Source organism: Streptomyces sp. NBC_00400, from assembly GCF_036048035.1.
In the GTDB taxonomy this organism is placed as follows: Bacteria; Actinomycetota; Actinomycetes; order Streptomycetales; family Streptomycetaceae; genus Streptomyces.
Map to the genome: position 1 here is coordinate 1294679 of NZ_CP107940.1, position 24781 is coordinate 1319459.

A 24781-nucleotide genomic window follows, 5' to 3' on the forward strand; every position below is an offset into this window, starting at 1 on the left:
CATGCCCCACAGCCAATCCTCTGCACAACGCGGTAGCGTCCGCCTCGCGCGCGGAGCGTCGCCGTGGCTCCTGCCGACCGTTGCCACGGCAGCGGTCAGCCTCGCCCGGTCCCGCCGGTCGGGTCGCTGGGCCGCCGTTGCCGTGCCCACCACCGCACTGGCGGCGGGCATGCTGTGGTTTTTCCGCGACCCCGAGCGGGAGATCGCTCAGGGCCGTGTCATCTCCCCGGCTGACGGCGTGGTGCAGAGCATCATGCCGTGGAAGGACGGACGCACCCGCGTCGCGATCTTCATGAGCCCGCTGAACGTCCACGTCAACCGTGCGCCGCTGGCCGGCACGGTGACGTCCGTGGAGCACATCCCCGGCGGGTTCGTCCCGGCGTTCAACAAGGAGAGCGAGAACAACGAGCGGGTCGTCTGGCACTTCGACACCGAGCTCGGCGACATCGAGATGGTGCAGATCGCCGGCGCGGTGGCCCGCCGCATCGTCCCTTACGTGCCCCAGGGCACCAAGGTCGAGCAGGGTGAGCGGATCGGACTGATCCGCTTCGGCTCGCGCGTCGACGTCTACCTCCCGGAGGGCGTCGAGGTGGCGGTCGAGGTCGGCCAGGCGACCACCGCGGGGGTGACTCGTCTTGACCGTGATTGATCCCGAGACACAGGCGGGCTGGGTGCCCGAGGCCGACGAGGACGAGGACGACATGCCGCTGTCCACGCGGCTGTCGATAGCGGACACCCTCACCCTCGGCAACGCCATCTGCGGCTTCATGGCCGTGTACTTCACCACCACCGGCGTGCTGATCCCGCACCTCACGGGGAACGAGGACGGCGGGATGGCCCGGCACAGCGCGGCGATGGCCGTGATCCTGATGCTGCTGGCGTCGGTCTTCGACCTCTTCGACGGGATGGTGGCGCGCAAGCTGCGGGCCTCGGCGATGGGGGCCGAGCTCGACAACCTCTCCGACCTGATCAGCTTCGGCCTGGCGCCCGCGTACTTCGTCGTGACCTGGGGCATGGTCGCCCAGGACGCGAACCAGCGGGTGTCCGTGGTCGCGGCCGTCGTGGTGCTGCTGGCGGTGGTGCTCCGGCTTGCGCGGTTCTCCTGCGTGCCGATGCGTGACGGAATCTTCCAGGGCATGCCCGGCCCGTTCGGCGCCCTGACCGTCGTCGCCATCGTGCTGCTGGAGCTGCCGTTCGTGCCGACGCTGCTGGCGATCGTCGGGGTGGCCTGGCTGATGGTGAGCCGGGTCGAGTACCCCAAGCCGCGGGGGCGGCTCGCGGTGGCGATGCTCAGCTGGATCGTGCTCAGCATGGGCATGCTGACGGCCTGGGCGCTGGACGCCCCCGGCGGCCAGCTGCTGCTGCAGACCGGCTGCGCCCTGCAGGTGGTCCTCGGCGCGATGATCCCGCTGTTCGCGACGGCCCGGAGGGTGAACACCTTCCGCGACAACCGCCGCGAGTCGCGGGCCGAGTCCCGCGCCGCACAGCTCCCCTAGCAGCACCCGGACGCACCACCCGGACGCAAAAACCGGACAACGCCGCGGGCCCCGAGCGAATTCTTTCGCCCGGGGCCCGCGGCGTTGTGCCCGTGGTGGTGCGGCCCGCGGCGGGCCGCACCGCGCCTCAGACCAGGAAGTCCCGCGCCAGCTGCTCCGCCGCCCGCTCCAGCAGCGGGCCCGCCTCGGCCATACAGCGGGCCGGGTCGGGCTCCAGATCCGTCAGGGCGTAGGCCCGCCGGATGCCGGCCGCGCCGAGCGCTTCCTGCGGCAGCTGGAGCCGGCCGCAGACCGCGACCACGTCCACGCCGGCCGCACGGGCCGCGGCGGCGACCCCGGCCGGCGCCTTGCCGTGCAGCGTCTGGGTGTCGAGCGAGCCCTCACCGGTGATGACGAAAGTGGCCTTCGCCAGCGCCGGGGCGAAGCCCAGGACGTCGAGCATCACGTCGATGCCGGGCCGGAAGGCCGCGTCCAGGCCGACCAGCGCGCCATAGCCGATCCCGCCCGCCGCGCCCGCGCCGGGTGCCAGGGCGGCTTCCGCGGCCTTCGGTCCCACCGCCCGCCCCAGCACCTCGGCGTAGTGCGTCAGCGCGGCGTCCAGCGTGGCCACGTCCTCCTCGCTCGCGCCCTTCTGCGGGCCGTAGACCGCCGGGGCGCCCTTGGGACCCGTGAGCGGGTTGTCGACATCGCTGGCCAGCACGATCGCGGTCTTCGCCAGCCGGGGGTCCAGCCCCGACAGATCGGCCGTGGCCAGGTCGCGCAGCGGACCGCCGCCGGGGGCGACCGGCTCGCCGTCCGCGTCCAGGAACCGGGCGCCCAGCGCCGCGAGCATGCCGGCGCCGCCGTCGGTCGTGGCGCTGCCGCCGACGCCGAAGACGATCGAGGTCGCGCCCGCGTCGAGGGCCGCGCGCAGCAGCTCGCCGGTGCCGTACGTGGTCGCCGTCAGGGGCGCGAAGACGCCCGCCGGCAGCTGCTGGAGCCCGGAGGCCTCCGCCATCTCCACCACCGCGGTGCCTTCGCCGCGCAGCGCGAAGGTGGCCGTCACCGGCGCACCGGTCGGGCCGGTGACCCGTGCCTCGTGGCGGGTGAAGCCGGCCGCGAGTGCCGCCGCGACCGTACCGTCGCCGCCGTCGGCGACCGGCACGGCCGCCACGTCCAGACCGGGAACCACACGCCGCAGACCGGCCGTGACATGCTCGGCGACCTCGACGGCCGTGAGCGAGCCCTTGAATTTGTCCGCGGCGATCAGCACCTGTGCCGAAGAAGTCCTTGCTGCGTCCGCCACCGTGTTTCCCCTTGCTTTCGTACGGGCAGTCGCGCCGCTGTGACCTTATCCGGCGAGGGGTCCGGCGACCAGGGCACTTCGCTCCGCGGTGCAGCCGAGCGCCCCCGGGGTGCGCCGTGAAGTCCGGCGGGACGCGCCCGGCCCCGGCCCCGTTCCGTCTAGGCTCGCGCCGTGACCACCATGGACTACGCCACCTACCTCGCCGGCCTGCCCCGCGTGCTCGCGGGCGCGGGCGTCATCTTCCGCGACGCGGAGGGCCGCCTCCTGCTCGTGGAGCCCAACTACCGCGACACCTGGATCCTGCCGGGCGGCACCGTCGAGTCGGACCACGGCGAGTCGCCCCGGCAGGCCGCCCGCCGTGAGACCGCCGAGGAGATCGGCCTGGACGTCAAGCCGGGCCCGCTGCTCGCCGTCGACTGGGTACGCGGCACGGACCGGCCGCCGCTGGTGTTCTACCTCTACGACGGCGGAGTGCTGGACGCCGCGCAGCTGTCCGCGATCCGTGTCCAGGAGGACGAGCTGCTGTCCTGGCGCATGGTGCACTGGGACGAGGCCCAGACCCTGGTCACCCGCGGGATGGCCCTGCGCCTCGGCGCCGCGCTGAAGGCCCTCGCGGACGGCGGCGGCCCGGCGGAACTGGAGGACGGCGTGCTGCCGGCCGGGGCTGACAGTACGTCGGGATAAGGCGGGCGGCGACTGCGGTGTCTCCTCTAGCGTGGCGGGATGGATGAGATTGCCGCGAAGGTCGCGCAGGTGCCGGGAGTTGTCGGAGTGATGCTCGGGGGAAGCCGGGCACGGGGCACCCACCGGCCGGACTCCGACTGGGATGTGGGCGTCTACTACCGGGGCGCGCCGGATCTGGCGGCGCTGGAGGCGCTGGCCGCGGAGGTGACCGGCGGCCCCGTCGAGGTGTACGGACCGGGGGCCTGGGGCGCATGGGTCAACGGCGGGGCCTGGCTCGTGCTGCCCGACGGGAGGCAGGTGGACTGGATCCTGCGGGATGTCGACCGGGTGCGGCAGGTGTGGGAGGAGTGCCGCGAGGGCCGCTTCGAGATCGGTGTCCAGGCCGGCCACCCCCTCGGCTTCTGGTCCCCCGCCTACCCGGGTGAGGTGGCGCTGGGCCGGGTGCTGGCCGATACCGACGGGGAGCTGGACCGCCTCCGGCAGGAGACCCGGACCTATCCCGAAGCCCTGCGCAAGGCCCTGACCCGTGACGGCGTCTGGGACGCGGGGTTCTCGGTGGCGATGGCGGGCAAGTCGTCCGCGGCCCGGGACGTGCTGCATGCGGCACTGTGTCTGTCCCGGGCCGTCGGCTACCTCGTCCAGGCGCTGCACGCCCATCACCGCCTCTGGTGTCTCAATGAGAAGGGCGCGCTCGCGGCGGCCTCGGCGATGCCGGAGACACCGCCCGGCTTCGGTGCCCGGGCCGCCGCCCTGCTCGGCGGTATCGGCCACGGGGGAACGGAGTTGAAGCGCTCGCTGGAGGCCGCGGCAGAGCTGGTGGACGAGGTGCGGGGCGTGGTTGGCGTGGGCGGCGCGGCCGGTGTGGCCGGTGTGACCGGGGGCTGATGCCGGAGACGGGCCGGCGGGGCTCGGTAGGGCACGGCCCGGCCCCGGCAGCGGCCCGGCCCCGGCAGCGGGCGCCGGAGGCGCATCCGTGCGCGGCCGGGCAGACACGGAGCAGCCGGCACGGGCGCGTAAAGGCAACCGGAGGCCGTTGCACTGCCTCTTCGAGAGCGGCACTCGACCCGGAGGTGTGGCATGGACCGGGAAGACCTTCTCGGGCCGGCTTCTCGCCGGCCCCGACCCCTGGGGGCAGCATGACCCTCGCAGTGATGCTCTGCATTCTCCTTCTGGTCGTCACCTGCCTTGCGTACGTCGTGGCACGACGCTGGTTGAGGACAGGCACGGCGCTGGCGGTATCCGCCGGAGTGTTGGTGGCTCAGGTCGGCGGCCTGTGCGTGGTCGCCGACCTCACTCTGGCCACCATGGGCTGACCTGGCCCTGCGCACTCCGGAGCGGGCAGCGGACGCTCCTGGCCGGTCCGGAGTGCGCAGGGGCACTTCCGCCGGCCTATTCGCCGATGGCTCCGTCCGCCAATTCACGTGCGACGTCGAGGTGCCCTACGTGTCGTGCGTACTCCTGCAGCAGATGGAAGAGGATCCAGATCAGGGTTGGCCGGTCTTCCTCGGCCGGAACGCGTCCGCCGAGGGTGGCGGCCCGGTCCTCCAGCCGTGCTTCGGAGACAATGGCGCGGGACCGGGCGCACTGCTCCTGGAAGAATTCCTTGACATCCTCGAAGGATTCTCCGGATTCCACGTGCCACGGTCCGGGCCTATCGTGAAATTCACCCCACGGATTTTCGACATCCTCGCCGCTGAACCCCCATTGCAGCCAGCGCAGTTCCACGCAGGCCAGGTGCTTGAGCAAGCCCAGCGGTGCCCAGCCGGTGGGCAGACGGCTGTTTCTCAGCTCTTCGTCGGACATTCCCTGCACCTTGCGCAGCACAGCGTCCCGGTAGAAGTCGAGGTAGCCGGTCAGCAGCTCGTACGGGCTGGTGAGCGTCACCGGAGGTTCTGCCGCGGGCTCGATTGTGTGCACCATGACGAGGACCTTAAGGCACCGTTTTAGTCTGAGCCCCATGAATTCAGACCTTGTCCTGCTCGACAGTGATGGCCCGCTCCGCACCATCCGCCTCAACGCGCCCGAACGCCGCAACGCCCTCGACCTCGACCTGCTCGGCGAACTCGCGGCCGCCATCGCCGCCGTCGCCGCCGACGCGGACGCTCGCGCCCTGATCGTCGCCGGGGCCGGCACGGCCTTCTGTGCCGGAGCGAACCTGGAGAGCATGTTCGGCGACATCACCAGGCCGGTGCACGAACTCCGCGCACATCTGAAATCGGTCTACGCCTCGTTCCTCGGCCTCCGTGACCTCACGATCCCCACGATCGCTGCCGTCCAGGGCGCGGCCGTGGGCGCCGGGCTCAATATCGCTCTTGCCTGCGACATCGTCATCGCCGGTCCGCGCGCCGCTTTCGGGCCGACGTTTGCCGACATCGGCCTGCATCCCGGGGGTGGTTGTTCCTTTCTGCTGACCGAACGCATGGGTCCCGCGCATGCCACTGCGGCGCTGCTGTCGGGCGACATCATCAAGGCCGAGGACGCCGTACGACGGGGCCTGGCCAATCTGCTGGCCGAGGATCCCGAGGCCAAAGCCACGGAGTTGGCCGCCCGGTACGCGCAGCGCAGCAAGGATCTCAATGCCGACATCAAGCGGTCGGTGCGGATCGCTGCGACGTCCGACTTCCCCACGTCGCTCGACTTCGAGTCGTGGGCGCAGGCGTCATCCGTGGGCAGCGAGGAGTTCGGCCGCTACATGGAGGACTTCCTCAAGCGCTAGTCCCGGGCACGGTCCGGTGCGTGGAGCGCGGGATGCGTGGAGCGCGAGGCGTGCGGAGCGCGAGGCGTGCCCAGGTTGCCGATTTGCCTACACCCTATAGGCAAATGCATAATCCCTTTAGTCATCTGAAGGGGAGGCCATGGCACGCGCAGGACTGACCACGGAACGCCTGGTCCAGGCGGGGGCGGAACTGGCGGATGCGGTCGGCTTTGAGCAGGTGACCGTCTCGGCGCTGGCGAGACGGTTCGACGTCAAGGCCGCGAGTCTGTATGCGCACCTGAAGAGCTCCCAGGACCTCAAGACCAGGATCGCCCTGCTCGCGCTGGAGGAACTTGCCGACCGGGTCGCCGCCGCCCTGGCCGGCCGGGCCGGGAAGGACGCCCTCGCCGCCTTCGCCCACGTCTACCGCGACTACGCCCGGGAGCACCCCGGCCGCTACGCCGCGGCGCGTCTCCGGCTCGATCCGGAGACGGCGGCGGCGAGCGCGGGGCCCAGACATGCGCAGATGACGCGGGCGATCCTGCGCGGCTACGACCTGACGGAGCCGGACCAGACGCACGCCGTCCGGCTGCTGGGCAGCGTCTTCCACGGCTACATCAGTCTGGAGACGGCCGGCGGCTTCAGCCACAGCGCTCCCGACTCGCAGGAAACCTGGTCGTGGATCCTGGACCGCCTCGACGCCCTTTTGCGGAACTGGCCCGGGCCCTGATCACCGCGGTCACCGCATCAGCGCGCAAGCCCGCAAGCCCGCAAGCCCATCACCGCATCTCCACGCACGCTTCGGCATCTTGATCACCAGGCTGGGACGATGAACACCGAACACCACTGGATCACCACCCCCCTCACCGCGGACCTCCTGCGCGGAGCCCTCGACCTGGAACACACCGCACACGGGGTGCTGCCGCACCGGCTGCCCGCCCGGGCCCGCGCGCAGTACATGGACGGTCAGCTCGCCATGGCGGAATCCCAGCCCTCCGGCGTACGGCTGGTCTTCCGGACCCGGGCCACCGCCATCGAGCTGGACGCGCTGCCCACCAAGCGGGTCTACGTGGGTGCACCGCCCCGCCCGGACGGCGTGTACGACCTGCTGGTCGACGGCCGTCTGGCCGGCCGGGCCGGCGTGAGCGGCGGCAACACCCTGACCATCGACATGGCCGCCGGAACCGCCGAGCAGCAGCCCGGCCCCGCCGGTACCCTCCGCTTCTCCGGCCTGCCCGACGGCCTCAAGAACATAGAGATCTGGCTGCCGCACAACGAGACCACCGAACTCATCGCCCTGCGCACCGACGCCCCCGTCGAGCCGGCGCCGGACCGGGGCCGCAAAGTGTGGCTGCACCACGGCAGTTCGATCAGCCACGGCTCCGACGCCGCCGGCCCCACCACCACCTGGCCCGCACTCGCCGCCACCCGCGCCGGAGTGGAACTGATCAACCTGGGCATGGGCGGCAGCGCCCTGCTCGACCCGTTCACCGCCCGCGCCCTGCGGGACACGCCCGCCGATCTCATCAGCCTCAAGATCGGCATCAATGTGGTGAACGCCGATCTGATGCGCCTGCGGGCCTTCATCCCTGCCGTCCACGGCTTCCTCGACACCATCCGCGAAGGCCACCCCGCCACCCCGCTGCTGGTCGTCTCGCCCCTCCTGTGCCCCATCCACGAGGACACGCCCGGCCCCAGCGCCCCTGACTTCACCGCTCTCAGCACCGGGCAACTGAGGTTCCGGGCCACCGGCGACCCTGCGGAACGGGCGCACGGCAAACTGACCCTGGGCGTCATCCGGGACGAGCTGGCCCGGATCGTGCAGCAGCGGGCGGCCGAGGACCCGAACCTGCACTACCTCGACGGCCGTGACCTCTACGGCGAGGCCGATTCCGCCGAACTGCCGCTGCCCGACCAGCTCCACCCGGATGCCGCCACCCACCGCCGCATCGGTGAACGCTTCGGCCAGCTGGTCTTCCGGGCCGACGGCCCCTTCACGGACCGCCCCTTCACGGACGGCAGCCTCACGGACCACAGCTCCACGGACCGCAAGCTCACGGACCGCAGCGCATGACACCGGGGCTCGCTCGCCACCCATGAGCCGCGAGCGAGCCCCGGTGCTCCGTCACCCGCACGCCTCCGCCGGGAACAGGCCGTCCGCCGTCCGCTCGAAGGCGAGCAGGCGGCGCTTGCGGTCGAGTCCGCCCCCGTAGCCGGTGAGACTGCCGTTGGCGCCGACGACGCGATGGCAGGGGACGATGATGCCGACCGGGTTGCGCCCGTTGGCCAGACCGACCGCGCGGGCCGCCGTCGGGACGCCGAGCCGTTCGGCGAGCTGCCCGTACGACAGGGTCTCGCCGTACGGGATGGTGCCCAGCGCCGACCAGACCCGGCGCTGGAAGGGCGTGCCGCGCAGTGCGAGCGGCAGGTCAAAGGTGGTCAACTCCCCGCGGAAATAGGCCCGGAGCTGGGCGATGGCCGCGGCGAACGGCGGGTCGTCGGGGTCCCCCGGAGCGCCGAAGGTCTCCTGGGGCGGACGGTGGCGCTGGTCGGTCATGTACAGACCGGTGAGGGTCTGGCCGGCGGCGACCAGGGTGAGCGGCCCCACCGGGGTGCCGTCCAGGACGGTGTGGGTGCGGGGCGCGTCGGGTGCGGGTGGGTGAACCGTCATGGCTGCGGCCTCAGTTCGTCGGGAGGTGGTTGATGGGGTGGTCGTCGGTCGCCCAGAGGTACTGGACGGCGTAGGCGCGCCAGGGGCGCCAGCGCGCGGAGTGCCGGGTGAGGGCGGCCGGGGTGTGCGGCAGGCCGAGCCCGGCGGCCGCACGGCGCAGCCCGAGGTCGGTCGGTGTGAAGGCGTCCGGGTCGCCGAGCGCGCGCATGGCGATGCATTCGACGGTCCAGGGGCCGATGCCCGGCAGTGCCGCGAGCCGTTCGCGGGCCTCGTCGCGGTCGCTGCCGACGCCCAGGTGCAGCGCGCCGGAGCCGAGGGCGGCGATGACGCCGGTGAGGGTGGCACGGCGGGTGCGGGGCATCGCCAGCGCGTCCGGGTCCAGCTCGGCGAGCGCGGCGGACGTCGGGAAGAGGTGGCTGAGGCCGCCGTCCGGGTCGTCGACGGGTTCGCCGTGCGCACGGACCAGCCGTCCGGCGTGGGTGCGGGCCGCCGCGGTGGACACCTGCTGGCCGAGGACGGCACGGACCGCGAATTCCTCGGCGTCGACCGTCCGCGGGACCCGTCGTCCCGGTGCCTTGTCGACGAGCGGCGCCAGCAGCGGGTCCTCGCGAAGCAGCCCGTCGACGGCCTCCGGATCCGCGTCGAGGTCGAGCATCCGGCGGCAGCGGGCGATGGCACCCGCCAGATCGCGCAGATCGGTGAGGGAGAGGCGGCAGTCGATGTGGTCGGGTCGGGGTGCGAGGGCGACGATGCCGTGCCCGTAGGGGAGGTTCAGGGTCCGGCGGTAGGCGCCGTCCCGCCACTCCTCGACGCCGGGGACCGCGGTGGCGGCGAGGTGCCCGAAGAGGTTGTCGGGGTTCAGCGGCTGCCGGAAGGGCAGCCGCAGCGCGAGCGCGCCGGGCACCGCCGCACGGGGCCCCGGCCTGGCGCGCTGCCGCAGCTCCGTCGGGGACAGCGCGAAGACCTCCCGTACCGTCTCGTTGAAGGTGCGGATGCTGGCGAAACCGGCGGCGAAGGCGATATCGGCCATCGGCAGTGCCGTGGTCTCCACCAGGAGGCGGGCGGTCTGCGCACGCTGGGCGCGGGCCAGGGCGAGCGGCCCGGCCCCCAGCTCCGCCAGCAGCTGGCGCTCCGTCTGCCGGGTGCTGTAGCCGAGCCGGGCCGCGAGCCCGGGAACACCCTCACGGTCGACGATGCCGTCGGCGATCAGCCGCATGGCGCGGGCGACGAGGTCGGCGCGCGCGTTCCACTCGGGAGAGCCCGGGCTGGCGTCCGGCCGGCACCGCTTACAGGCCCGGAACCCGGCCTGCTGGGCGGCGGCCGCGCTCGGGTAGAACCGCATGTTCTCCGGCTTGGGCGGCACCACGGGGCAGCTGGGGCGGCAGTAGATACGGGTCGTGAGGACGGCGGTGTAGAACCAGCCGTCGAAGCGGGCATCCTTGGACTGCACGGCGCGCAGACAACGCTCGGTGTCGGTGTGCATGCCCTCAGGATTGCTCAGTCGGCGCCATCCGGCTGGCGAGAATCCGACATCAACGTCGGGCTACCAGGGACGGCGCAGGTCACCTGGACTGCCAAGGGGACGCAGGTCGTCGGCAGGGCGGGGTGGATCGCGCTCAGCCGGCAGCGCGCCCCCGTGCCGCCCGCCCCATCCGCGCGGCCAGCCGCCGTACCCGGCGCCAGTTCATCGTCGGTGCGCTGTGCGGCACGCCGGGGCGGTGGCGGGGCACCCGTACGCGCAGGGCGCCGGGTGCGATCCGGCAGCGGACCGGTGTGGGCAGGGTCAGGGCCTCGCCGTCGACGCCCGCCTGGACGGCGGACGCGTCGGCGCCGATGACCACGTCCGTGGCGGTGAGCGAGGTCAGCCCGGGGCCGCGGCGGCCGCGCAGCATCCAGGCGGCCTGCGCCGCGTTGTCGACGTGCACGCCCAGCACGCCCAGGAGGCCGGAGTCCAGCCGCTCCCGGCGACCCAGCCCCGCCGGATCACCCATGCGGTACGGGTTGTTGCTCACCAGTACGGCCTGCGGCCCGTCGAGAGCCGTGGTGCCGGCACGGACGGCCAGCCGCGGGCCGCTGTGCCGGGTCAGCAGGTCCGGCAGCAGATCGAGGATCGTACGGGCCTTGTCGTCGCGGTACGCCGGGCTCTGCACCACCGCGGCGTAGGCGCCGAAGGAGGCGTTGTTGACGAAGACGCGGTCGCCGACGTAGCCGAGGTCGACCCGCAGCTCGACGCCGTCGGTCAGGGCCTCCAGGCAGGTCGAGGGGTCCTCGCGGTCGAGGCCGAGGTCCAGGGCGAAGTGGTTGCGGGTCCCCGCGGAGATCACCAGGAACGGGATACCGCGCTCCGCCGCCACGCCCGCGACCAGCGCCTGGGTGCCGTCACCGCCGGCCACGCCGAGCAGGTCCGCGCCCTCGTCGACGGCGCGGCGGGCCAGGGCGGCCACGTCCTGCGGATGTGCGGGATCCAGCACCACGACCTCGGCGCCCAGCTCCTCGGCCTTCCCCACCAGCTGGAACTTCCCGACTTTGCCGCCCCCCGAGCGCGGATTCATGATCAGGAAGGGCCGGGCGGGGCGGTCGGCCGGCGACTCCCGCGGGGCGGCCTGGCCGGTCTCCCCCACCAGCGCGGCCCGGCCCGCGGAGACGGCCAGCGCCCACAGCCCGAGCGAGACCAGCACCACCCAGAGCAGCCCGGCGGCGACATAGAGCACGAGGACGGCGAGCGGCGCCGCCACGGCCAGGACGAGAGCCAGCGCCCGCACCACGCCCCGGTGCGCGAGCACCCACCACACGCCGGCCGCGGTGACGGCCAGACCGGCCGCGCCCGCGCCCACCAGGACGACGCTCCGCAGCCCGGCGAACAGCAGCAGGACCAGCACCGCCACCGTCCCCGCCGCCAGTGACAGACGGGCGAGCCAGCGTCCGTCCATGGCCTCGCACCTCCCTTTGCACGTATGCCGCCGGTCGGCCCGTACGGTCGTCGGCCCGTACGGTCCGCGGTCAGTCGCCCTGCGCGGCGAATGCCGCGTACGCGCGCTCGTCGAAGAGGACGAAGCGCACCTCTTCGACCGCGGTGTCCGCGTCGCGCACCGTCTCGACGGCGATCCGGGCGGCGTCGGCCACGGGCCAGCGGTAGACGCCGGTGGAGATGGCCGGAAGGGCGACGGTCCGTGCGCCCAGTTCGTCGGCCACCCGCAGCGCCTGGCGATAGCAGGAGGCGAGCAGATCGCTGCGGTCCTCGCTGTCGGAGTGGACGGGGCCGACGGTGTGAATCACCCAGCGGGCGGGCAGCCGGCCGGCGGTGGTGGCGACGGCCTGACCGGTGGGCAGGCCGCGGCCGTAGTGGGAGTCGCGCAGCGCGCGGCACTCGGCCAGGATCTCCGGGCCGCCGCGCCGGTGGATCGCGCCGTCCACGCCCCCGCCGCCGAGCAGCGAGGAGTTGGCGGCGTTGACCACGGCGTCCACGGTCTGTTCGGTGATGTCGCCCTGGACGAAGGTGAGGGAAGTGCTCATGGTGTCCGAGCCTAGGGAGGGTCGGACCGTGCGGCCACCTGGATTCAGCGGCGGTGCGCGCGCAGGCGGCGCCAGACCGCCTTGGCGGCGTAGTGGCCGGACATGCCGTGGACTCCGGGGCCGGGCGGGGTGGCCTGGGAGCAGAGGAAGACGGCGGGGTGGGCGGTTTCGTAGGGGACGCGGGCGAGCTTGGGGCGGATCAGCAGCCGCAGGCCGGCCGCGGAGCCGGTGGCGGTGTCGCCGCCGACGTAATTGGCGTTACGAGCGGCGAGTTGGGGCGGGCCGGCGACCGCACGGGCCAGGACGAGGTCGCGGAAGCCGGGGGCGAAGCGCTCGATCTGCCGCTCGACGACGTCCGTGGCGTCGCCTTCCCAGCCGTGGGGGACATGGCCGTACGCCCAGAAGGTGTGCTTGCCCTCGGGGGCGCGGGTGGGGTCGATCAGGCTGGGCTGAGCGGTGATCAGGAAGGGGACGGAGGGCGCCCGGCCCTCGGTGGCGGCGTTCAGCGCGGCGGAGATCTCGCCGCTGGTGGGGCCGATGTGGACGGTGCCGGCGCGGCGGGCCTCCTCGGCCGTCCACGGCACCGGGGCCGAGAGGGCGTAGTCGACCTTGAAGACGCTGGGGCCGTACTTCACGTCGCGGTAGGCGTTGCCCAGGCCCGCGATCCGGGCGAGCGCGGTCGGGGCGGTGTCGAAGACATAGGCACGGGCCGGCGGCAGGTCGTCGAGGCGTTTGACCTCGAAGTCGGTGTGCACCACGCCGCCGTGGGCGCGCAGCAGACCGGCGAGCGCGTCGGAGATGGCCTGGGAGCCGCCGCGCGCCACCGGCCAGCCCTTGGCGTGTGCGGCGAGCGCGAACATCAGGGCCATGCCGGAGGTCCCGAAGCCGCCGAGCGGGGCGTTGGCGTGCGCCGCGAGCCCGGCCATCAGGGCACGGGCCTTCTCGTCCTGGAAGCGGCGGCTCAGGAGGGTGACCGGCTGCGCCGCGACCAGGCCGAAGCGGGCGTAGGTCAGCGGGTCCTGCGGCAGCCCCAGCCACTGCGTGCGCAGGAAGTCATGGGCCATCGACTCCCACTTGCCGGTGAAGGGTTCGACGAGCCTGCGGTAGGTGCCGGCGTCGCGTGGTCCGAAGGACATGGCGGTCTCGCCGACGGAGTGGCCGAGCACGGCGGCCGTGCCGTCCGGGAAGGGGTGCGCCATGGGGAGGTCGGCGTGCAGCCATTCGAGGCCGTAGCGGTCCAGCGGCATGGTGCGGAAGGCGGGTGAGCCGGCGCCGGTGGGGTGCACCGCCGAGCAGGGGTCGTGGCGGAAGCCGGGGAGGGTCAGCTCCTCGGTGCGGGCGCCGCCGCCGATGGTGTCGCAGGCTTCGAAGACCTCCACGGACATACCGCGGCGGGCGAGTTCGACCGCCGCCGTCAGGCCGTTGGGCCCCGCCCCGATCACCACGGCATCGAGCATCCTCGGCACCTGCGCCACTCCCCTCAAGTCCGACCCTCGTCGGTGAGGGTCAGTTGGCGGCTGCCAGCAGTCCGAGGATACGCCGCGCCGTCGCGGTGTCCCGCGCCGCGGTGAAGGGCAGCGCATTGCCGCCTTCAATACGGAACGGCCGCCCGGCGACCGTGCCGCTCGCGCCGCCCGCCTCATGGACCAGCAGCAGCCCGGCCGCGTGATCCCAGACATTTTCCCAGCTGAAGGCCGTGGCGTCGATCTCACCGCGGGCGACGTGCAGATACTCCAGGCCCGCCGAGCCACAGGGGCGCGGGGCGATGCCACCGGTCTCCAGGGTGGCGAGCACCCGCTTCTCCTCGTCGGTGGTGAAGTCGAAGTGGGACGTGGCGACATCGAGGACCGCACCGGACGAGGGGCTGCCGGCCCGGAGCGGTTCGCCGTTCAGATGGGCACCGGCGCCGCGACGGGCGACGGCCATCAGGCCGAGCGCGGGGGCGTACGTCCACGAGGCCAGCACCTCGCCCCGGTGGGCGAGCGCGACGAGCGTGGCGAAGCCGGGGTCGCCGTGGACGAACTGGCGGGTGCCGTCGACCGGGTCGACGATCCAGACGGGGGCGTCGCCGTGCAGCGCGTCGAGCACGCTCGGGTCGGCGTGCACAGCCTCCTCGCCGACCACCACGGAACCGGGCAGCAGGGCCGTGAGCGCGGCGGTGAGGTGCTCCTCGGCGAGCCGGTCGGCGACCGTGACGAGATCGTGCGGACCGTTCTTCTCGACGATGTCCTCGGCGGCGAGCTGCCGGAAGCGGGGCATGATCTCGTCGGCCGCGGCACGGCGGACGGCGGCCTCGACAGCGGCCAGGTCCAGCGCCGACAGGTCGAGCGAGGGCTCCTCCTGGGCGGTGGCCGGGGCCGCGGCGGGCGGGGTGGTGTCGGTCGGGGTAATCGCGTTCTCTCCCGAATCGTGGGTACGAAGTGCTTCGATCATGTCTCCATCGAAACACGAGCCACTGACACGACGGCTGGACTCCAGGTGAATTCCGGACGCCACGGCGGGCACGGCTGGGGGGGCGGGTACCCCAGCCCCCAGCCCCTCAGCCCCCCAGCCCCTCAGCCCCTCAGCCCCTCAGCCCCTCAGCGCCCGACCGCGTACCCCTGCATCCCCCGCGGATTCGCCGCCGCCGACAGCACCCCGGTCTCCGGGTCCCGCGCCACCGCGCACAGCCGCCCCTCGGACCAGGCCTCACCCACCGTGACGAGATGCCCACGCCGGCGCAGCCCGTCGATGACCCCGTCGCCGATGCGGGACTCCACGGTCACGCTCCCCGGCCGCATCCCGCGCGGGAAGAAGGATCCGGGGAAGGAGTCGTGGTGCCAGTTCGGGGCGTCCACGGCACCCTGCAGATCGAGGCCGCCGCGGACCGCCCCGCGCAGCGCCACGGCCAGGAAGAAGTGGACCTGCCACTGGTCCTGCTGATCGCCGCCGGGCGTGCCGAAGGCCATCACCGGGACCCCGTCGCGCAGCGCGAGGGACGGGGAGAGGGTGGTGCGGGGGCGGCGCCCGGGGGTGAGCGAGTTGGGCAGCCCCTCCTCCAGCCAGGCCATCTGCAGCCGGGTGCCGAGCGGGAAGCCGAGCGCCGGGACGACGGGGCTGGACTGCAGCCAGCCGCCGGACGGGGTGGCGGAGACCAGGTTTCCCCAGCGGTCGACGACATCGATATGGCAGGTGTCGCCCCGGGTGGCGCCGTTCCGGTCGGTCTCGGGGGCGACATCCGCCGGTACACGGCCGGTCGGGGCCGGTGCCTGTGCCGCCGGGCCGCGTGCGACGGTCGGCTCACCGGCGCCGCTGCCGGAGACACCCCTCGCGTCGCAGTCGTCCACGCCCGCCGCTGCCGCCACCGCGTGCTTGCTCAGCCGTGGGGTGCGGCCGTCCGGGCTGCCGGGCCGCAGCTCGTACGAGGCGCGCTCGCCGACGAGGGCCCGGCGGGCGGCGTTGTAGCCGTTGCTCAGCAGGGCGTCGAGCGGCACCTCGTCGGCGTCGCCGTACCAGGCCTCGCGGTCCGCCATCGCCAGTTTGCCGCCCTCGATGAGCAGATGCACGTACTCGGCGCTGCCGTACGCGGGCAACTCGTCCGGCAGCAGGGCGAGTTGCTGGAGAAAGGCGGGGCCCTGGGACCAGCCGCCCGCCTTGGCGACGGTCCAGCCGTTCCAGTCGTGGGTGACGGGCGCCTCGTAGGTGGCGGAGAAGGCGGCCAGGTCGTCGCCGGTGAGGGTGCCCGCGTGGCGCTCGCCGGAAGTGTCCATGGCGGGGCGGGCCGCGAAGCCGGCCAGCGCCTCGCCGATGAAGCCTTCGCGCCAGATGCGGCGGGCGGCCTCGATCTGCGCCTCACGGCCCGCCGACGCGGCCTGCGCCTCCGCGAGCAGCCGGCGCCAGGTGGCCGCCAACGGCCGGTTCCTGAGCAGCCCGCCGGGAGCGACGGACCGGCCGCCCGGGAGGTAGATCTCCGCGGACGAGATCCACTCCGTCTCGAAGAGCGCCCGGACCGTCTCGACGGTCTCACCGATCCGCTCGACGGCAGGATGGCCGTGCTCGGCGTAGCCGATGGCATACCGCAGCACCTCGGCCAGGGACTTGCTGCCGTGATCGCGCAGCAGCAGCATCCAGGCGTCGAACGCCCCGGGGACCGCGGCGGCCAGCGGCCCGGTACCGGGCACCAGGTCGAGGCCGAGCGAGGTGTAGTGCCGCACGCTCGCGCCGGCCGGCGCCGGACCCTGTCCGCACAGCACCTGCACGGGCCCGCCGGCGGGCGCCAGAATGACCGGCACCTCGCCCGCCGGACCGTTCAGATGCGGCTCCACCACGTGCAGCACGAACCCGGCGGCCACCGCCGCGTCATAGGCGTTGCCGCCGTCCTCCAGGACGGCCATCGCGGACTGGGACGCCAGCCAGTGCGTGGTGGAGGCCATGCCGAAGGTGCCTTGGAGGGTCGGGCGGGTGGTGAACACGGGGGCTCCTCCGGTCCGTGCGGGGACGTGCGGCAGGGGGCCGTCGGCCCGGCTGCCGACGCCCTCCCGGGGGTTGCTGCCCAGGATGCGGGCAGCCCATCCGTCCCGGGGCGCCCCGGGACGGACGGCGGCAGGCCCTCGTCTCCGCACCGACCGCGGACCACGTACCGCACGGCCACGGCTCCCGCCCGCCATGGCTCCCCCGGCCGAAACCTCTTCGCCCCGTCCCGCCCCGCTGCGTACCCTCGGCCTCATGACCGGCACCGATGTGTCCCCCGACCAGCCGACCGGCCGCCCGCTCGTGGCGATCCTCACCGGGGCGGGCGTCTCCACCGACTCCGGGATCCCCGACTACCGCGGGCCGAACGGGCTGTGGCGGCGGGACCCCGAAGCGGAGAAGCTCGTCACGTACGACACGTACATGGCCGATCCGGAAATCCGGCGGCGGTCGTGGCGGATGCGTCAGGAGAGTCCGGCGTTCCGGGCCGAGCCGAATGCCGCGCACGCAGCGGTGACCCGGCTGGAACGCTCCGGTACGCCGGTACGTGTCATCACGCAGAACGTGGACGGGCTGCATCAGCTCGCCGGAATGCCCGAGCGCAAGGTGCTCGAACTGCACGGCACCGTGCGGACCGTGGCCTGCACCCGCTGTCACGCCCGGTCGTCGATGCAGGAAGCCCTGGCGCGGGTGGCCGCGGGCGAGCCCGATCCGCCGTGTCTGGTGTGCGGCGGGATCCTGAAGTCGGCGACCGTGATGTTCGGGGAGCGGCTGGACCCGCAGGTGCTCGGTACGGCGCTGGGCGTGGCGAAGGCGGCGGAGATCTTCTTCGCGGTCGGCACGACGCTCCAGGTACAGCCGGCGGCCTCGCTCGCCGGGGTGGCCGCGGAGCACGGCGCGCGTCTCATCATCGTCAACGCCGAGCCGACGCCGTACGACGAACTCGCCGCCGAGGTGATCCGCGAACCGATCGGCAGCGCACTGCCGAGGCTCCTGGCGGGGCTGGAGGAGAGCGTCTGAGTCTCGCGCTCCGCCGCCGTTCCACCCCCGACCGAAGCTCAACTGCCGGGCAGATCACGTCAACTGCCGACCAGGGCGCGTATCGAGTCCTGATCGATCTGCGGGATTCACCCTCGCGACAAAGGCCGATCGCAGGGCCGACGGGCAGTCGCCTTGGATGCGCATGACGGTCAGCCCGTGGGCAGGCCGATCTGGTCGCGTTCGAGCACGGAGCGCAGCTCTGAAAGGACCTGTACGGCGGCCAGCCCCGAGGGGCCGCCGAGGAGGTCTGCGGTCAGCTCGGCCAGCGTTTCCGTGAAGGTCGCCTCCGCCGCCGCGACGAGTTGCCGGCCGTCGTCGGTCAGCTCCAGCAGTGACGAGCGACGATCCGACGGGTTGGTTCGCCGTATGACGACGCAAGGGTCCGGCGGCCCCGGCCCGAGGGCCCTCGATCGGTGGAGGAGCTCCGTGCCGGGTTCAGGGCGATGATGGCCGAAATGATCGTCCCGGCCGGGATCCGCACCCGGGCTGCGACTCTCGGCGACCGGCCCGCAGCGCTCGTCGAGCCCGCCGGCGCTCCGCAGGCCGGGACGATCCTCTACTTTCACGGCGGCTCCTACGTGGTCGGTTCACCGGAGACGGCGATGTCACTGACCGGGAACCTGGTGGCCAAAACAGGGTTCAGAGCGTTCTCGCTGGACTACCGCCTTGCCCCTGAGCACCCGTTCCCGGCCTCGATCGAAGACGGGCTGAGCGCCTACCGCGCACTTCTCGACAGCGGCGAGGCCCCCTCGGCGATCGCGTTCGTCGGGGACTCCGCCGGTGGCGGCCTCACCGTCACCACGTGCCTCTCGGCCCGCGACGCGGGCCTGCCCATGCCCGCCGCGATCGTGGCGCTCTCCCCCGGACTCGACATGACCCGGACAGGCGAGAGCATGGACACCAAGGCGGGCATCGACCCGTTCTTCACGCGTGCAGGCCTGGAACACACCGGGGCCCTGTACCTGGCGGGAGAGGACCCGCACCAGCCCCTGCTCAGCCCGGCGCCCCTGGCCGATCTGACCGGCTTCCCCCCGATGCTCCTGCAGGCGGGCACCAACGAAATACTCCTGGACGACTCCACACGCATGGCCACGCGTGCGAGGGAAGCCGGAGTCGACGTCATCCTCGACATCACCGCTGACGTTCCCCATGTCTTCCAGGCGTTCGCCGGCGCCCTGGACGAGGCCGACGAAGCACTGGACCGCGCCGCTCTCTTTCTCCGCCAGCACATCCGCACCAGGGGCACGGCACACACGCCGGAAGACTGAAGCCGGCAGACGGTCTCTTGCGGACCAGGGTTGTGCACCCCGGGCCCCGGACTCGCCGTTCCTCTGCCCGGCGGCCGGGGCCATACCCGCTCCGAGGACCGTTCAAGACCCCGGGGCGGTTCGACTGCCACAGGTCGCCCGGCATCACCCCGCCAAGTTCAGTAGCGTGAACGAGGCCGCACATCGCGGCCGCTGACGAATCGTCTGCCGGCCCGGAGGTAGCACAGTGCACGGTGAGTACAAGGTCCCCGGGGGCAAGCTCGTGGTCGTGGACCTCTGCGTCGACGAGGGGCGGCTCAAGAACGTGCGGGTCGCGGGTGACTTCTTCCTCGAACCGGACGAGGCCATCCTGCAGATCGACGACGCGCTGGAAGGCGCCCCGGCCGACACGGACACCGCCGGCCTCACCGCCCGGATCAACGCCGCGCTGCCCCCGTCGGCCGTACTGTTCGGCTTCACCGGCGAAAGCGTCGCCATCGCCGTACGCCGTGCCCTGGCCCAGGCCACGGACTGGAGCGACTACGACTGGCAGCTCATCCACGAAGCGCCCCAGCCACCGGCCCTCCACATGGCGCTCGACGAGGTCATCACGACGCAGGTGGCTTCCGGCCGGCGCCCGCCCACCCTCCGGGTCTGGGAATGGGACTCGCCCGCCGTCATCATCGGCAGCTTCCAGTCCCTTCGCAATGAAGTCGACCCCGACGGCATCGCCCGCCACGGCGTCACCGTCGTACGCCGGATCTCCGGTGGCGGCGCGATGTTCGCGGAGCCGCAGAGCACCATCACCTACTCCCTCGCCGTCCCCGAGGCGCTGGTGTCCGGCCTGTCCTTCGCCGACAGCTATGCCTACCTCGACGACTGGGTCCTCACCGCACTCGGCGACATGGGCATCAAGGCGTGGTATCAGCCGCTCAACGACATCGCCACCGAGATCGGCAAGGTCGCGGGCGCCGCGCAGAAGCGCATGGTCGGGCCGGGCGGCGGGCCCGGTGCGGTCCTGCACCACGTGACCATGTCCTACGACATCGACGCCGACAAGATGCTCGACGTGCTGCGCATCGGTAAGGAGAAGCTGTCCGACAAAGGCACCAGGAGCGCCAGGAAACGCGTCGACCCGCTGCGCCGCCAGACCGGCCTGCCCCGCGAAGCCGTCATCGCGAAGATGATCGACTCCTTCCGCTCCCGCTACGGCCTCACCCGCGGGGAGGTCACCGAGGGGGAGATGGCCCGCGCCCGGGAGCTCGTCCGGACCAAGTTCGAGGATGCCGCGTGGACCGCACGCATCCCCTGACCGGCCCGGCTGTCGTGGCAAAGGCCCCGCCCATGCGCCACGGGGTCACGCACGGACGGGGCCGGTCTCTCAGAGCGTCCAGGAGTGGGCCGGGTCGTCCAGCCACACCCTTTCGCCCCTGGCGGTCACGGTCAGACCGAAGCGTGAGGGGGCCGGGCGACCATGGCCCTCCCACCACCGGAACGCGGCCTCCGCTTCGTCCCACAACCGGCGGGGGCCGGACTGCCAGACGCGCGCCGCCTTCCCGTCGCGGAACAGGCAACAGGCCCAGGACCGGTCACTGAGGCTGTAGAACCAGACCGGCTGTGCGCCGTCGCGCTTCTCCGCCTCGACGTACGAGCACTGAGGGACGCGGAGACCCATGGCGAAGCGCTCCGGGCCGAATTGCTCCCCGGCGAACTCCGCTTCGGTGACCGTCGTGGACGACTCGTCACCATCGGCCACGCTGCCCGTGACGTACTCGGAATGCGCCCGGGGGACGAACCGTTGGGAGCGGAGCTTCATGAACTCCACGGGGCCGGTGAACCTGCCGGACGCGCTTGCCCCGTCCGGGGCGACCACCAGGCGGGCCACCGCGTCGGCGTGGCTGTAGTGCGTTCCCCACGGGGCCACGATGATCCCGCCGGGACGGCACTGCTCCACCCATGCGAACGGCACGGACCGCAGGCCGCACGTAGCGATGACCCGGTCGAACGGTGCCCCCTCCGGACAGCCCCGGAACCCGTCACCGTGGACGATGTGAACGGGGATGCCCAGCCGCTCCACCGTGGCCATGGCGGCCGTGGCCACCGCCCGGTCCACCTCCACCGTGGTCACGCACCCCGGCCCCGCACGGTGGGCCATGAGCAAGGCGTTCCAGGTGGTGGCGGTGCCGATTTCCAGGGCATTGTGGCCGGGCTGGAGGTCCAGGTCTTGGAGCATCCGGAAGACGACCGAAGGCATGGACGCGGAGCTGGTCGGCACATGTCCCGGTTCGGTACCGGTGTGCTTCCCGTCGTCCCATTGCGTCACGATCGGTACGTCGGAGTCCGCGAACTCCTGCCATCTGGTGGGGTCGTCCACTCTGGACACGGCCACGCTCCGGCCCGCCTCCATGTCGAACGGCCACATGAGGTCCGGCAGCACGGTGGAGCGGGGAACGGCCGCGTACGAGGGTGCCCAGTCGGAGGAAAGGGCCCCTGAAGACATGAGGGCACGCCCCAGCCCGTCAAGGCCGGGGCGCTCCTGTGGTGCGTCAGTGGTCACCGGTTCAGGCAACCTTGGGCGGGTTCGGCTGACCCGGTCCGCCGTCGGGGGACGGGGGCTGATGCGGGCCCGGGTACGGCTCACCCGGGAGCCCGTCGCCGCCACCGTCGGTCGCAAGGATCATGATCACTGCTCCTCCATGTGTCTCTCGGTGATTGTTTACCCGTCGACTGCCGCTGTCCGTGGGACAGTCGCCCGGGGCCTTGCCCGCCCCATGCCGGGATCACTCAACGACGCGGGGGACGCCGGAATGGGCATCCGACAAGGGGGCGGAGTCCGGGGCTAGCCGGCGTCCGGCTTGCCGTGGATGCGCTCCCGCATCCGGTCCAACAGGTCGGACTTTTCCGCGTGTTGCTTGCCCGCGTTCCGGTTGTCCTTCGCCACGGCGTTGGTCGGCTTCAAGTCGCCCCGCGGCTTACGGGCACCGAGCGGTCTGCTCATTTCCTGCCGCCTCCCTTCCGGGCACGCGCAGTGGCCTCCACGGGCACTTCGTCGTGTTGCGGATGGCGCCGGAGCAGGACCCGACAGTCCACGACCCAGGTCCGGTCACCGGCCCTTTCGGCCGCCTTCAACTCCCGTTCCAGATCGGCACACTTCACGCAGCTCACGGCATACCCCGCAGCCGTGCCCGCGTCGTGATCTGTCTGGGCGACGTATAGAACCCGGGTGGCGCCTCCGTGCTGGTCACGCCCGTGCCTCCCTTCCGTGGGGGTGGCCCGCGATCACGCCGTTCAGGCACCGGACCTCCAGTGACCGGCCCGCCTGCCGGGCAGCCTCCCGATCCCGGCCGCAGGGTTCGCACACGTCGCATCCCGGGACCGGGACGGGCTCCAGCTTCGAGCCGACAACCGCCAGGCCGTTCTCACTCCGATTCATCGCGCATCCGCTCCAGTCCGGCCACGTGCCGCTTGAGAAGTTCACGGTTCGGACGGGCGTACGGGCCCCACGGGACGTCGACGGGTCCGCCACGTCGGTGGACGCTGAAGCTGTTCGCTCAGTCATCCGAACTCCTCACTCTCTGCGGCTAGTTGGTGACAAGAGTGGAGGAGGAATCGGTACTGTGAGGAGCGATTCAGCGCCCGATCTGGGCGTTGGTCGCGCTGGCATATGCGTACGCCGTTGACCGGCCTAAACGCCGCCACGACCGTCAGTGACCAGGTCAATGGTCAGGGGGAGTTATGGACTCTAACGGAGACGAAACAGGGAGTGCAGAGGGCGCATACGACCCGCGCCGGCAGTTCGCGGAAGAGTGCCGGAGCCACCGGGAGCTGCACCCACAAGGACCCCTGAATCAGACTCAACTGGCCAAGTTGGCCAACACATCAAAGAGCGCAATCAGCCGGGTGGAGACGTGCGTGGGCCCCATTCCGCCGGGCCTCCCCGCCCGGTTGGACCAGATCTTTGCCACAGACGGCCTGTTCAAGCGGCTCTACGAGGAGATCACCGCCCAGTCGTTCCCGGTGCACTCCCGCCGGCGTATTGAGCTGGAGCCAAAGGCGGTCAGCATTTCGGCGTGGTCGCCCACGGTGGTGCCTGGACTGCTTCAGACAGCGTCGTACGCGCGAGCCCTTCTCCGTGAGGGTGACCCGCGAGCCAGTGACGACGAAGTGGCCACGCTGGTACGAGCGCGAATGGCGCGACAGGAAGTACTGAAGGGCACTTCCCCGCCGGACTTCTCCGTGGTCATCTGTGAGTCCGTGCTTCGGCGGAACGTCGGGGGCCCCGACGTGATGCGGGAACAGCTCTCCGCATTGCTCGTCCATGGTTCCCGGCGAACCACCGTGCTGCAGGTGATGCCGTTAAGTGCGGAGACTCACGGGCTCATGGACGGTTCCATGTCCGTTCTGACCACCACGGAAGGCCCGCCCGTGATCTACACGGAGGGCATCAGATCGGGAACGATCATCGAAGATCCCTCCACGGTGCGGCTCCTCGCACGGTCTTACGATGTACTCACCGCTTCAGCTCTCTCGCGTGACGCGTCCGCCAGCATGATCCGCAAGCTTTTGGAGGCATCGTGACCCCCCTGACTCACCTTTGGGTCAAGTCCAGCTACAGCAGCCAAGACGGTGGCGACTGCGTGGAGTGGTCCCCGGCGCACGCAAGCGCCCACGGCGCCGTTCCCGTCCGGGACAGCAAGGACCCCAACGGACCGGCCCTGACGTTCGAGCCGGCCGCGTGGTCAGCGTTCGTTACCGGTGTGCAGGCAGGGGAATTCCCCGCGTAGCGCGTACACGCCGAAGCACGGTAGGCCCCCTCCTGGATGCCCAGGAGGGGGCCTACGTGCACCCTCGTTCGCCACGGAGTGGCCTACACGTCCCGGATGATCTCCATCTGAATTTCGCATGCCTGCCCGATGGGCGGCACCTAAGGTATGCGGCATGACGCTGCAACTGGTTCAGGTGAACTTCAAGGCCCGGGACGACTCGGCGCTCGGCCGGTTCTGGGCGGAGGCGCTCGGCTGGGGTGTTTCCAGCGAAGGGCCCGGCGTCACCAACCTGGTACCCGTGGGCTTCGACTGGCCGGACCCGTCCGCCGTCTGCATCGATCTCGTCCGCGTCCCGGACCCGGAGTCGGTGAAGTGCCGCGTGCACATCGAGCTCGCCACCACCTCCGACGCCCATCAGGCGGAGTTGGTCGCACGTCTGACGGAGCTCGGGGCGACACCCGCCGATTCGGGCCGGGGCGACGCGCCGTGGACGGTGATGGCCGACCCGGAAGGCAACGTGTTCAGCGTCCTGGAGCCCCGGGAGCTCTACCGGGACACCGGGCCGATAGCCGCCGTGGTCGTCGACTGCGCCGACCCACGGGCCATGGTCCGGTTCTGGGGCGAGGCGATCGACTGGACTGTCCACGAGCTGACCGACGACCGCGCCCTGCTGCGCTCCGTCAAGGGTGTCGGGCCGTACCTGGAATTCCGCCGCACGCCCGACGACGAGATCGTATGGAGCCGCGTCCATCTCGACGTGATGTCCGACCCCGTCGATGATCAGGCGAGGGAGGTCGCCCGGCTCGAAGGCCTCGGCGCGGTACGGGCCGACGTGGGTCAGGGTGACGTTTCCTGGGTCGTCCTGGCCGACCCGGCGGGCAACGAGTTCTGCGTCCTCGGCCGGGGCTGACGCGGAACTCCGTCCGCGCTCTCC

At 72.0% G+C, this 24781-nt stretch carries 26 protein-coding genes; 14 read left to right on the top strand and 12 right to left on the bottom strand.

All coding sequences use genetic code 11. The annotated features are described in order from the left end of the window. Position 1 precedes the first annotated feature (1 nt). Both OHS81_RS05760 and pssA read left to right on the top strand, forming a co-directional pair. A complete protein-coding gene (locus tag OHS81_RS05760) occupies positions 2-649 on the top strand; it encodes a phosphatidylserine decarboxylase (protein WP_093491318.1) in 648 nt (215 codons plus the stop codon). Beyond that, positions 636-1496, top strand: a complete 861-nt coding sequence (gene pssA, locus OHS81_RS05765; protein WP_328383057.1) for a CDP-diacylglycerol--serine O-phosphatidyltransferase — start codon at positions 636-638, stop codon at positions 1494-1496. Before OHS81_RS05760 ends, pssA begins: the two co-directional genes overlap by 14 nt. 127 nt (positions 1497-1623) lie before the next feature. On the opposite strand, the gene OHS81_RS05770 is transcribed toward pssA, so the two are convergent. Next, entirely contained in the window at positions 1624-2748 is a 1125-nt protein-coding gene (locus OHS81_RS05770) for a glycerate kinase (protein WP_328390932.1), read from the bottom strand. Between the two features lie 213 nt (positions 2749-2961). Between OHS81_RS05770 and OHS81_RS05775 the strand changes: the two genes are divergently transcribed. From OHS81_RS05775 to OHS81_RS05785, 3 genes are all read left to right on the top strand, one after another. Then, positions 2962-3465 carry an NUDIX domain-containing protein gene (locus OHS81_RS05775; RefSeq protein ID WP_443058831.1) on the top strand — a complete coding sequence of 168 codons (504 nt, stop codon included), beginning with the start codon at positions 2962-2964 and terminating at the stop codon, positions 3463-3465. Positions 3466-3504: 39 nt separating this feature from the next. Further along, on the top strand, positions 3505-4350 hold the full coding sequence (locus tag OHS81_RS05780; protein WP_328383061.1) for a nucleotidyltransferase domain-containing protein: 846 nt from the start codon (positions 3505-3507) through the stop codon (positions 4348-4350). Positions 4351-4601: 251 nt separating this feature from the next. Continuing rightward, positions 4602-4778 carry a hypothetical protein gene (locus tag OHS81_RS05785; RefSeq protein WP_328383063.1) on the top strand — a complete coding sequence of 59 codons (177 nt, stop codon included), beginning with the start codon at positions 4602-4604 and terminating at the stop codon, positions 4776-4778. A 76-nt stretch (positions 4779-4854) separates the two neighbouring features. Here OHS81_RS05785 and OHS81_RS05790 read toward each other — a convergent pair whose 3' ends face one another. After that, positions 4855-5385 carry a DinB family protein gene (locus tag OHS81_RS05790; protein WP_328383065.1) on the bottom strand — a complete coding sequence of 177 codons (531 nt, stop codon included), beginning with the start codon at positions 5383-5385 and terminating at the stop codon, positions 4855-4857. Between the two features lie 37 nt (positions 5386-5422). Here OHS81_RS05790 and OHS81_RS05795 point away from each other — a divergent pair, with 37 nt between their 5' ends. The 3 genes from OHS81_RS05795 (at position 5423) to OHS81_RS05805 (ending at position 8234) form a co-directional block, all read left to right on the top strand. Further along, complete coding sequence (locus OHS81_RS05795) at positions 5423-6181, top strand: enoyl-CoA hydratase (RefSeq protein ID WP_328383067.1); 759 nt, start codon at positions 5423-5425, stop codon at positions 6179-6181. Between the two features lie 139 nt (positions 6182-6320). After that, positions 6321-6890 (top strand): TetR/AcrR family transcriptional regulator, encoded by a 570-nt coding sequence (locus OHS81_RS05800; protein ID WP_328383068.1) that lies wholly within the window; start codon positions 6321-6323, stop codon positions 6888-6890. A 99-nt stretch (positions 6891-6989) separates the two neighbouring features. Then, positions 6990-8234 (top strand): GDSL-type esterase/lipase family protein, encoded by a 1245-nt coding sequence (locus OHS81_RS05805; RefSeq protein ID WP_328383070.1) that lies wholly within the window; start codon positions 6990-6992, stop codon positions 8232-8234. A gap of 51 nt (positions 8235-8285) precedes the next feature. Here the strand turns inward: OHS81_RS05805 and OHS81_RS05810 are convergent, their stop codons facing one another. The 7 genes from OHS81_RS05810 to OHS81_RS05840 form a co-directional block, all read right to left on the bottom strand. Beyond that, on the bottom strand, positions 8286-8831 hold the full coding sequence (locus OHS81_RS05810) for a methylated-DNA--[protein]-cysteine S-methyltransferase (RefSeq protein WP_328383072.1): 546 nt from the start codon (positions 8829-8831) through the stop codon (positions 8286-8288). A gap of 10 nt (positions 8832-8841) precedes the next feature. Further along, positions 8842-10314, bottom strand: a complete 1473-nt coding sequence (locus OHS81_RS05815) for an AlkA N-terminal domain-containing protein (protein ID WP_328383073.1) — start codon at positions 10312-10314, stop codon at positions 8842-8844. Between the two features lie 133 nt (positions 10315-10447). Continuing rightward, positions 10448-11761 (bottom strand): diacylglycerol/lipid kinase family protein, encoded by a 1314-nt coding sequence (locus OHS81_RS05820; protein WP_328383075.1) that lies wholly within the window; start codon positions 11759-11761, stop codon positions 10448-10450. A 70-nt stretch (positions 11762-11831) separates the two neighbouring features. Then, positions 11832-12344, bottom strand: coding sequence for an O-acetyl-ADP-ribose deacetylase (locus OHS81_RS05825; protein ID WP_328383077.1), 513 nt, complete (start codon positions 12342-12344; stop codon positions 11832-11834). Between the two features lie 44 nt (positions 12345-12388). Continuing rightward, positions 12389-13810: a phytoene desaturase family protein gene (locus OHS81_RS05830; RefSeq protein ID WP_328383079.1), complete on the bottom strand. Its 1422-nt coding sequence runs from the start codon at positions 13808-13810 to the stop codon at positions 12389-12391. 40 nt (positions 13811-13850) lie between these two features. Then, positions 13851-14777 carry an inositol monophosphatase family protein gene (locus OHS81_RS05835; protein WP_328383081.1) on the bottom strand — a complete coding sequence of 309 codons (927 nt, stop codon included), beginning with the start codon at positions 14775-14777 and terminating at the stop codon, positions 13851-13853. Positions 14778-14923: 146 nt separating this feature from the next. After that, entirely contained in the window at positions 14924-16795 is a 1872-nt protein-coding gene (locus OHS81_RS05840) for a gamma-glutamyltransferase family protein (protein WP_328383083.1), read from the bottom strand. Between the two features lie 253 nt (positions 16796-17048). Between OHS81_RS05840 and OHS81_RS05845 the strand changes: the two genes are divergently transcribed. Continuing rightward, positions 17049-17813, top strand: coding sequence for an SIR2 family NAD-dependent protein deacylase (locus OHS81_RS05845; protein WP_328383085.1), 765 nt, complete (start codon positions 17049-17051; stop codon positions 17811-17813). A 170-nt stretch (positions 17814-17983) separates the two neighbouring features. On the opposite strand, the gene OHS81_RS37350 is transcribed toward OHS81_RS05845, so the two are convergent. Next, complete coding sequence (locus OHS81_RS37350; protein ID WP_443058658.1) at positions 17984-18400, bottom strand: hypothetical protein; 417 nt, start codon at positions 18398-18400, stop codon at positions 17984-17986. 36 nt (positions 18401-18436) lie between these two features. Here OHS81_RS37350 and OHS81_RS05850 point away from each other — a divergent pair, with 36 nt between their 5' ends. Together OHS81_RS05850 and OHS81_RS05855 are read left to right on the top strand one after the other, a co-directional pair. After that, the gene (locus tag OHS81_RS05850; RefSeq protein WP_443058659.1) at positions 18437-19102 is read left to right on the top strand and encodes an alpha/beta hydrolase; all 666 of its coding nucleotides are present in this window, start codon (positions 18437-18439) and stop codon (positions 19100-19102) included. Between the two features lie 226 nt (positions 19103-19328). Continuing rightward, the gene (locus OHS81_RS05855) at positions 19329-20393 is read left to right on the top strand and encodes a lipoate--protein ligase family protein (RefSeq protein WP_328383087.1); all 1065 of its coding nucleotides are present in this window, start codon (positions 19329-19331) and stop codon (positions 20391-20393) included. 69 nt (positions 20394-20462) lie between these two features. Here the strand turns inward: OHS81_RS05855 and OHS81_RS05860 are convergent, their stop codons facing one another. Both OHS81_RS05860 and OHS81_RS05865 read right to left on the bottom strand, forming a co-directional pair. Then, positions 20463-21638 (bottom strand): protein-L-isoaspartate(D-aspartate) O-methyltransferase, encoded by a 1176-nt coding sequence (locus tag OHS81_RS05860; protein ID WP_328383088.1) that lies wholly within the window; start codon positions 21636-21638, stop codon positions 20463-20465. A 282-nt stretch (positions 21639-21920) separates the two neighbouring features. Further along, positions 21921-22079: a hypothetical protein gene (locus tag OHS81_RS05865; protein ID WP_328383089.1), complete on the bottom strand. Its 159-nt coding sequence runs from the start codon at positions 22077-22079 to the stop codon at positions 21921-21923. A gap of 914 nt (positions 22080-22993) precedes the next feature. On the opposite strand from OHS81_RS05865, the gene OHS81_RS05870 reads away from it, so the two are divergent. The 3 genes from OHS81_RS05870 to OHS81_RS05880 all read left to right on the top strand — a co-directional run bounded on the left by OHS81_RS05870 (position 22994) and on the right by OHS81_RS05880 (position 24757). Beyond that, entirely contained in the window at positions 22994-23659 is a 666-nt protein-coding gene (locus OHS81_RS05870; protein WP_328383091.1) for a DUF5753 domain-containing protein, read from the top strand. Continuing rightward, positions 23656-23865, top strand: a complete 210-nt coding sequence (locus OHS81_RS05875) for a DUF397 domain-containing protein (protein WP_328383092.1) — start codon at positions 23656-23658, stop codon at positions 23863-23865. Before OHS81_RS05870 ends, OHS81_RS05875 begins: the two co-directional genes overlap by 4 nt. Positions 23866-24019: 154 nt before the next feature. After that, complete coding sequence (locus OHS81_RS05880; protein ID WP_328383094.1) at positions 24020-24757, top strand: VOC family protein; 738 nt, start codon at positions 24020-24022, stop codon at positions 24755-24757. Positions 24758-24781 lie beyond the last annotated feature (24 nt).

What these genes read in the sequence shown, in the direction of transcription:
- OHS81_RS05845 (WP_328383085.1), top strand. Translation starts at nt 17,049, where the DNA reads ATGACCGGCACCGATGTGTCCCCCGACCAGCCGACCGGCCGCCCGCTC.
- OHS81_RS05865 (WP_328383089.1), bottom strand. Translation starts at nt 22,079, where the DNA reads ATGAGCAGACCGCTCGGTGCCCGTAAGCCGCGGGGCGACTTGAAGCCG.
- OHS81_RS05880 (WP_328383094.1), top strand. Translation starts at nt 24,020, where the DNA reads ATGACGCTGCAACTGGTTCAGGTGAACTTCAAGGCCCGGGACGACTCG.
- OHS81_RS05775 (WP_443058831.1), top strand. Translation starts at nt 2,962, where the DNA reads ATGGACTACGCCACCTACCTCGCCGGCCTGCCCCGCGTGCTCGCGGGC.
- OHS81_RS05760 (WP_093491318.1), top strand. Translation starts at nt 2, where the DNA reads ATGCCCCACAGCCAATCCTCTGCACAACGCGGTAGCGTCCGCCTCGCG.
- OHS81_RS05850 (WP_443058659.1), top strand. Translation starts at nt 18,437, where the DNA reads ATGTCACTGACCGGGAACCTGGTGGCCAAAACAGGGTTCAGAGCGTTC.
- OHS81_RS05835 (WP_328383081.1), bottom strand. Translation starts at nt 14,777, where the DNA reads ATGATCGAAGCACTTCGTACCCACGATTCGGGAGAGAACGCGATTACC.
- OHS81_RS05800 (WP_328383068.1), top strand. Translation starts at nt 6,321, where the DNA reads ATGGCACGCGCAGGACTGACCACGGAACGCCTGGTCCAGGCGGGGGCG.
- OHS81_RS05810 (WP_328383072.1), bottom strand. Translation starts at nt 8,831, where the DNA reads ATGACGGTTCACCCACCCGCACCCGACGCGCCCCGCACCCACACCGTC.
- OHS81_RS05795 (WP_328383067.1), top strand. Translation starts at nt 5,423, where the DNA reads ATGAATTCAGACCTTGTCCTGCTCGACAGTGATGGCCCGCTCCGCACC.
- OHS81_RS05805 (WP_328383070.1), top strand. Translation starts at nt 6,990, where the DNA reads ATGAACACCGAACACCACTGGATCACCACCCCCCTCACCGCGGACCTC.
- OHS81_RS05790 (WP_328383065.1), bottom strand. Translation starts at nt 5,385, where the DNA reads ATGGTGCACACAATCGAGCCCGCGGCAGAACCTCCGGTGACGCTCACC.
- OHS81_RS05820 (WP_328383075.1), bottom strand. Translation starts at nt 11,761, where the DNA reads ATGGACGGACGCTGGCTCGCCCGTCTGTCACTGGCGGCGGGGACGGTG.
- OHS81_RS05825 (WP_328383077.1), bottom strand. Translation starts at nt 12,344, where the DNA reads ATGAGCACTTCCCTCACCTTCGTCCAGGGCGACATCACCGAACAGACC.
- OHS81_RS05815 (WP_328383073.1), bottom strand. Translation starts at nt 10,314, where the DNA reads ATGCACACCGACACCGAGCGTTGTCTGCGCGCCGTGCAGTCCAAGGAT.
- OHS81_RS05780 (WP_328383061.1), top strand. Translation starts at nt 3,505, where the DNA reads ATGGATGAGATTGCCGCGAAGGTCGCGCAGGTGCCGGGAGTTGTCGGA.
- OHS81_RS05785 (WP_328383063.1), top strand. Translation starts at nt 4,602, where the DNA reads ATGACCCTCGCAGTGATGCTCTGCATTCTCCTTCTGGTCGTCACCTGC.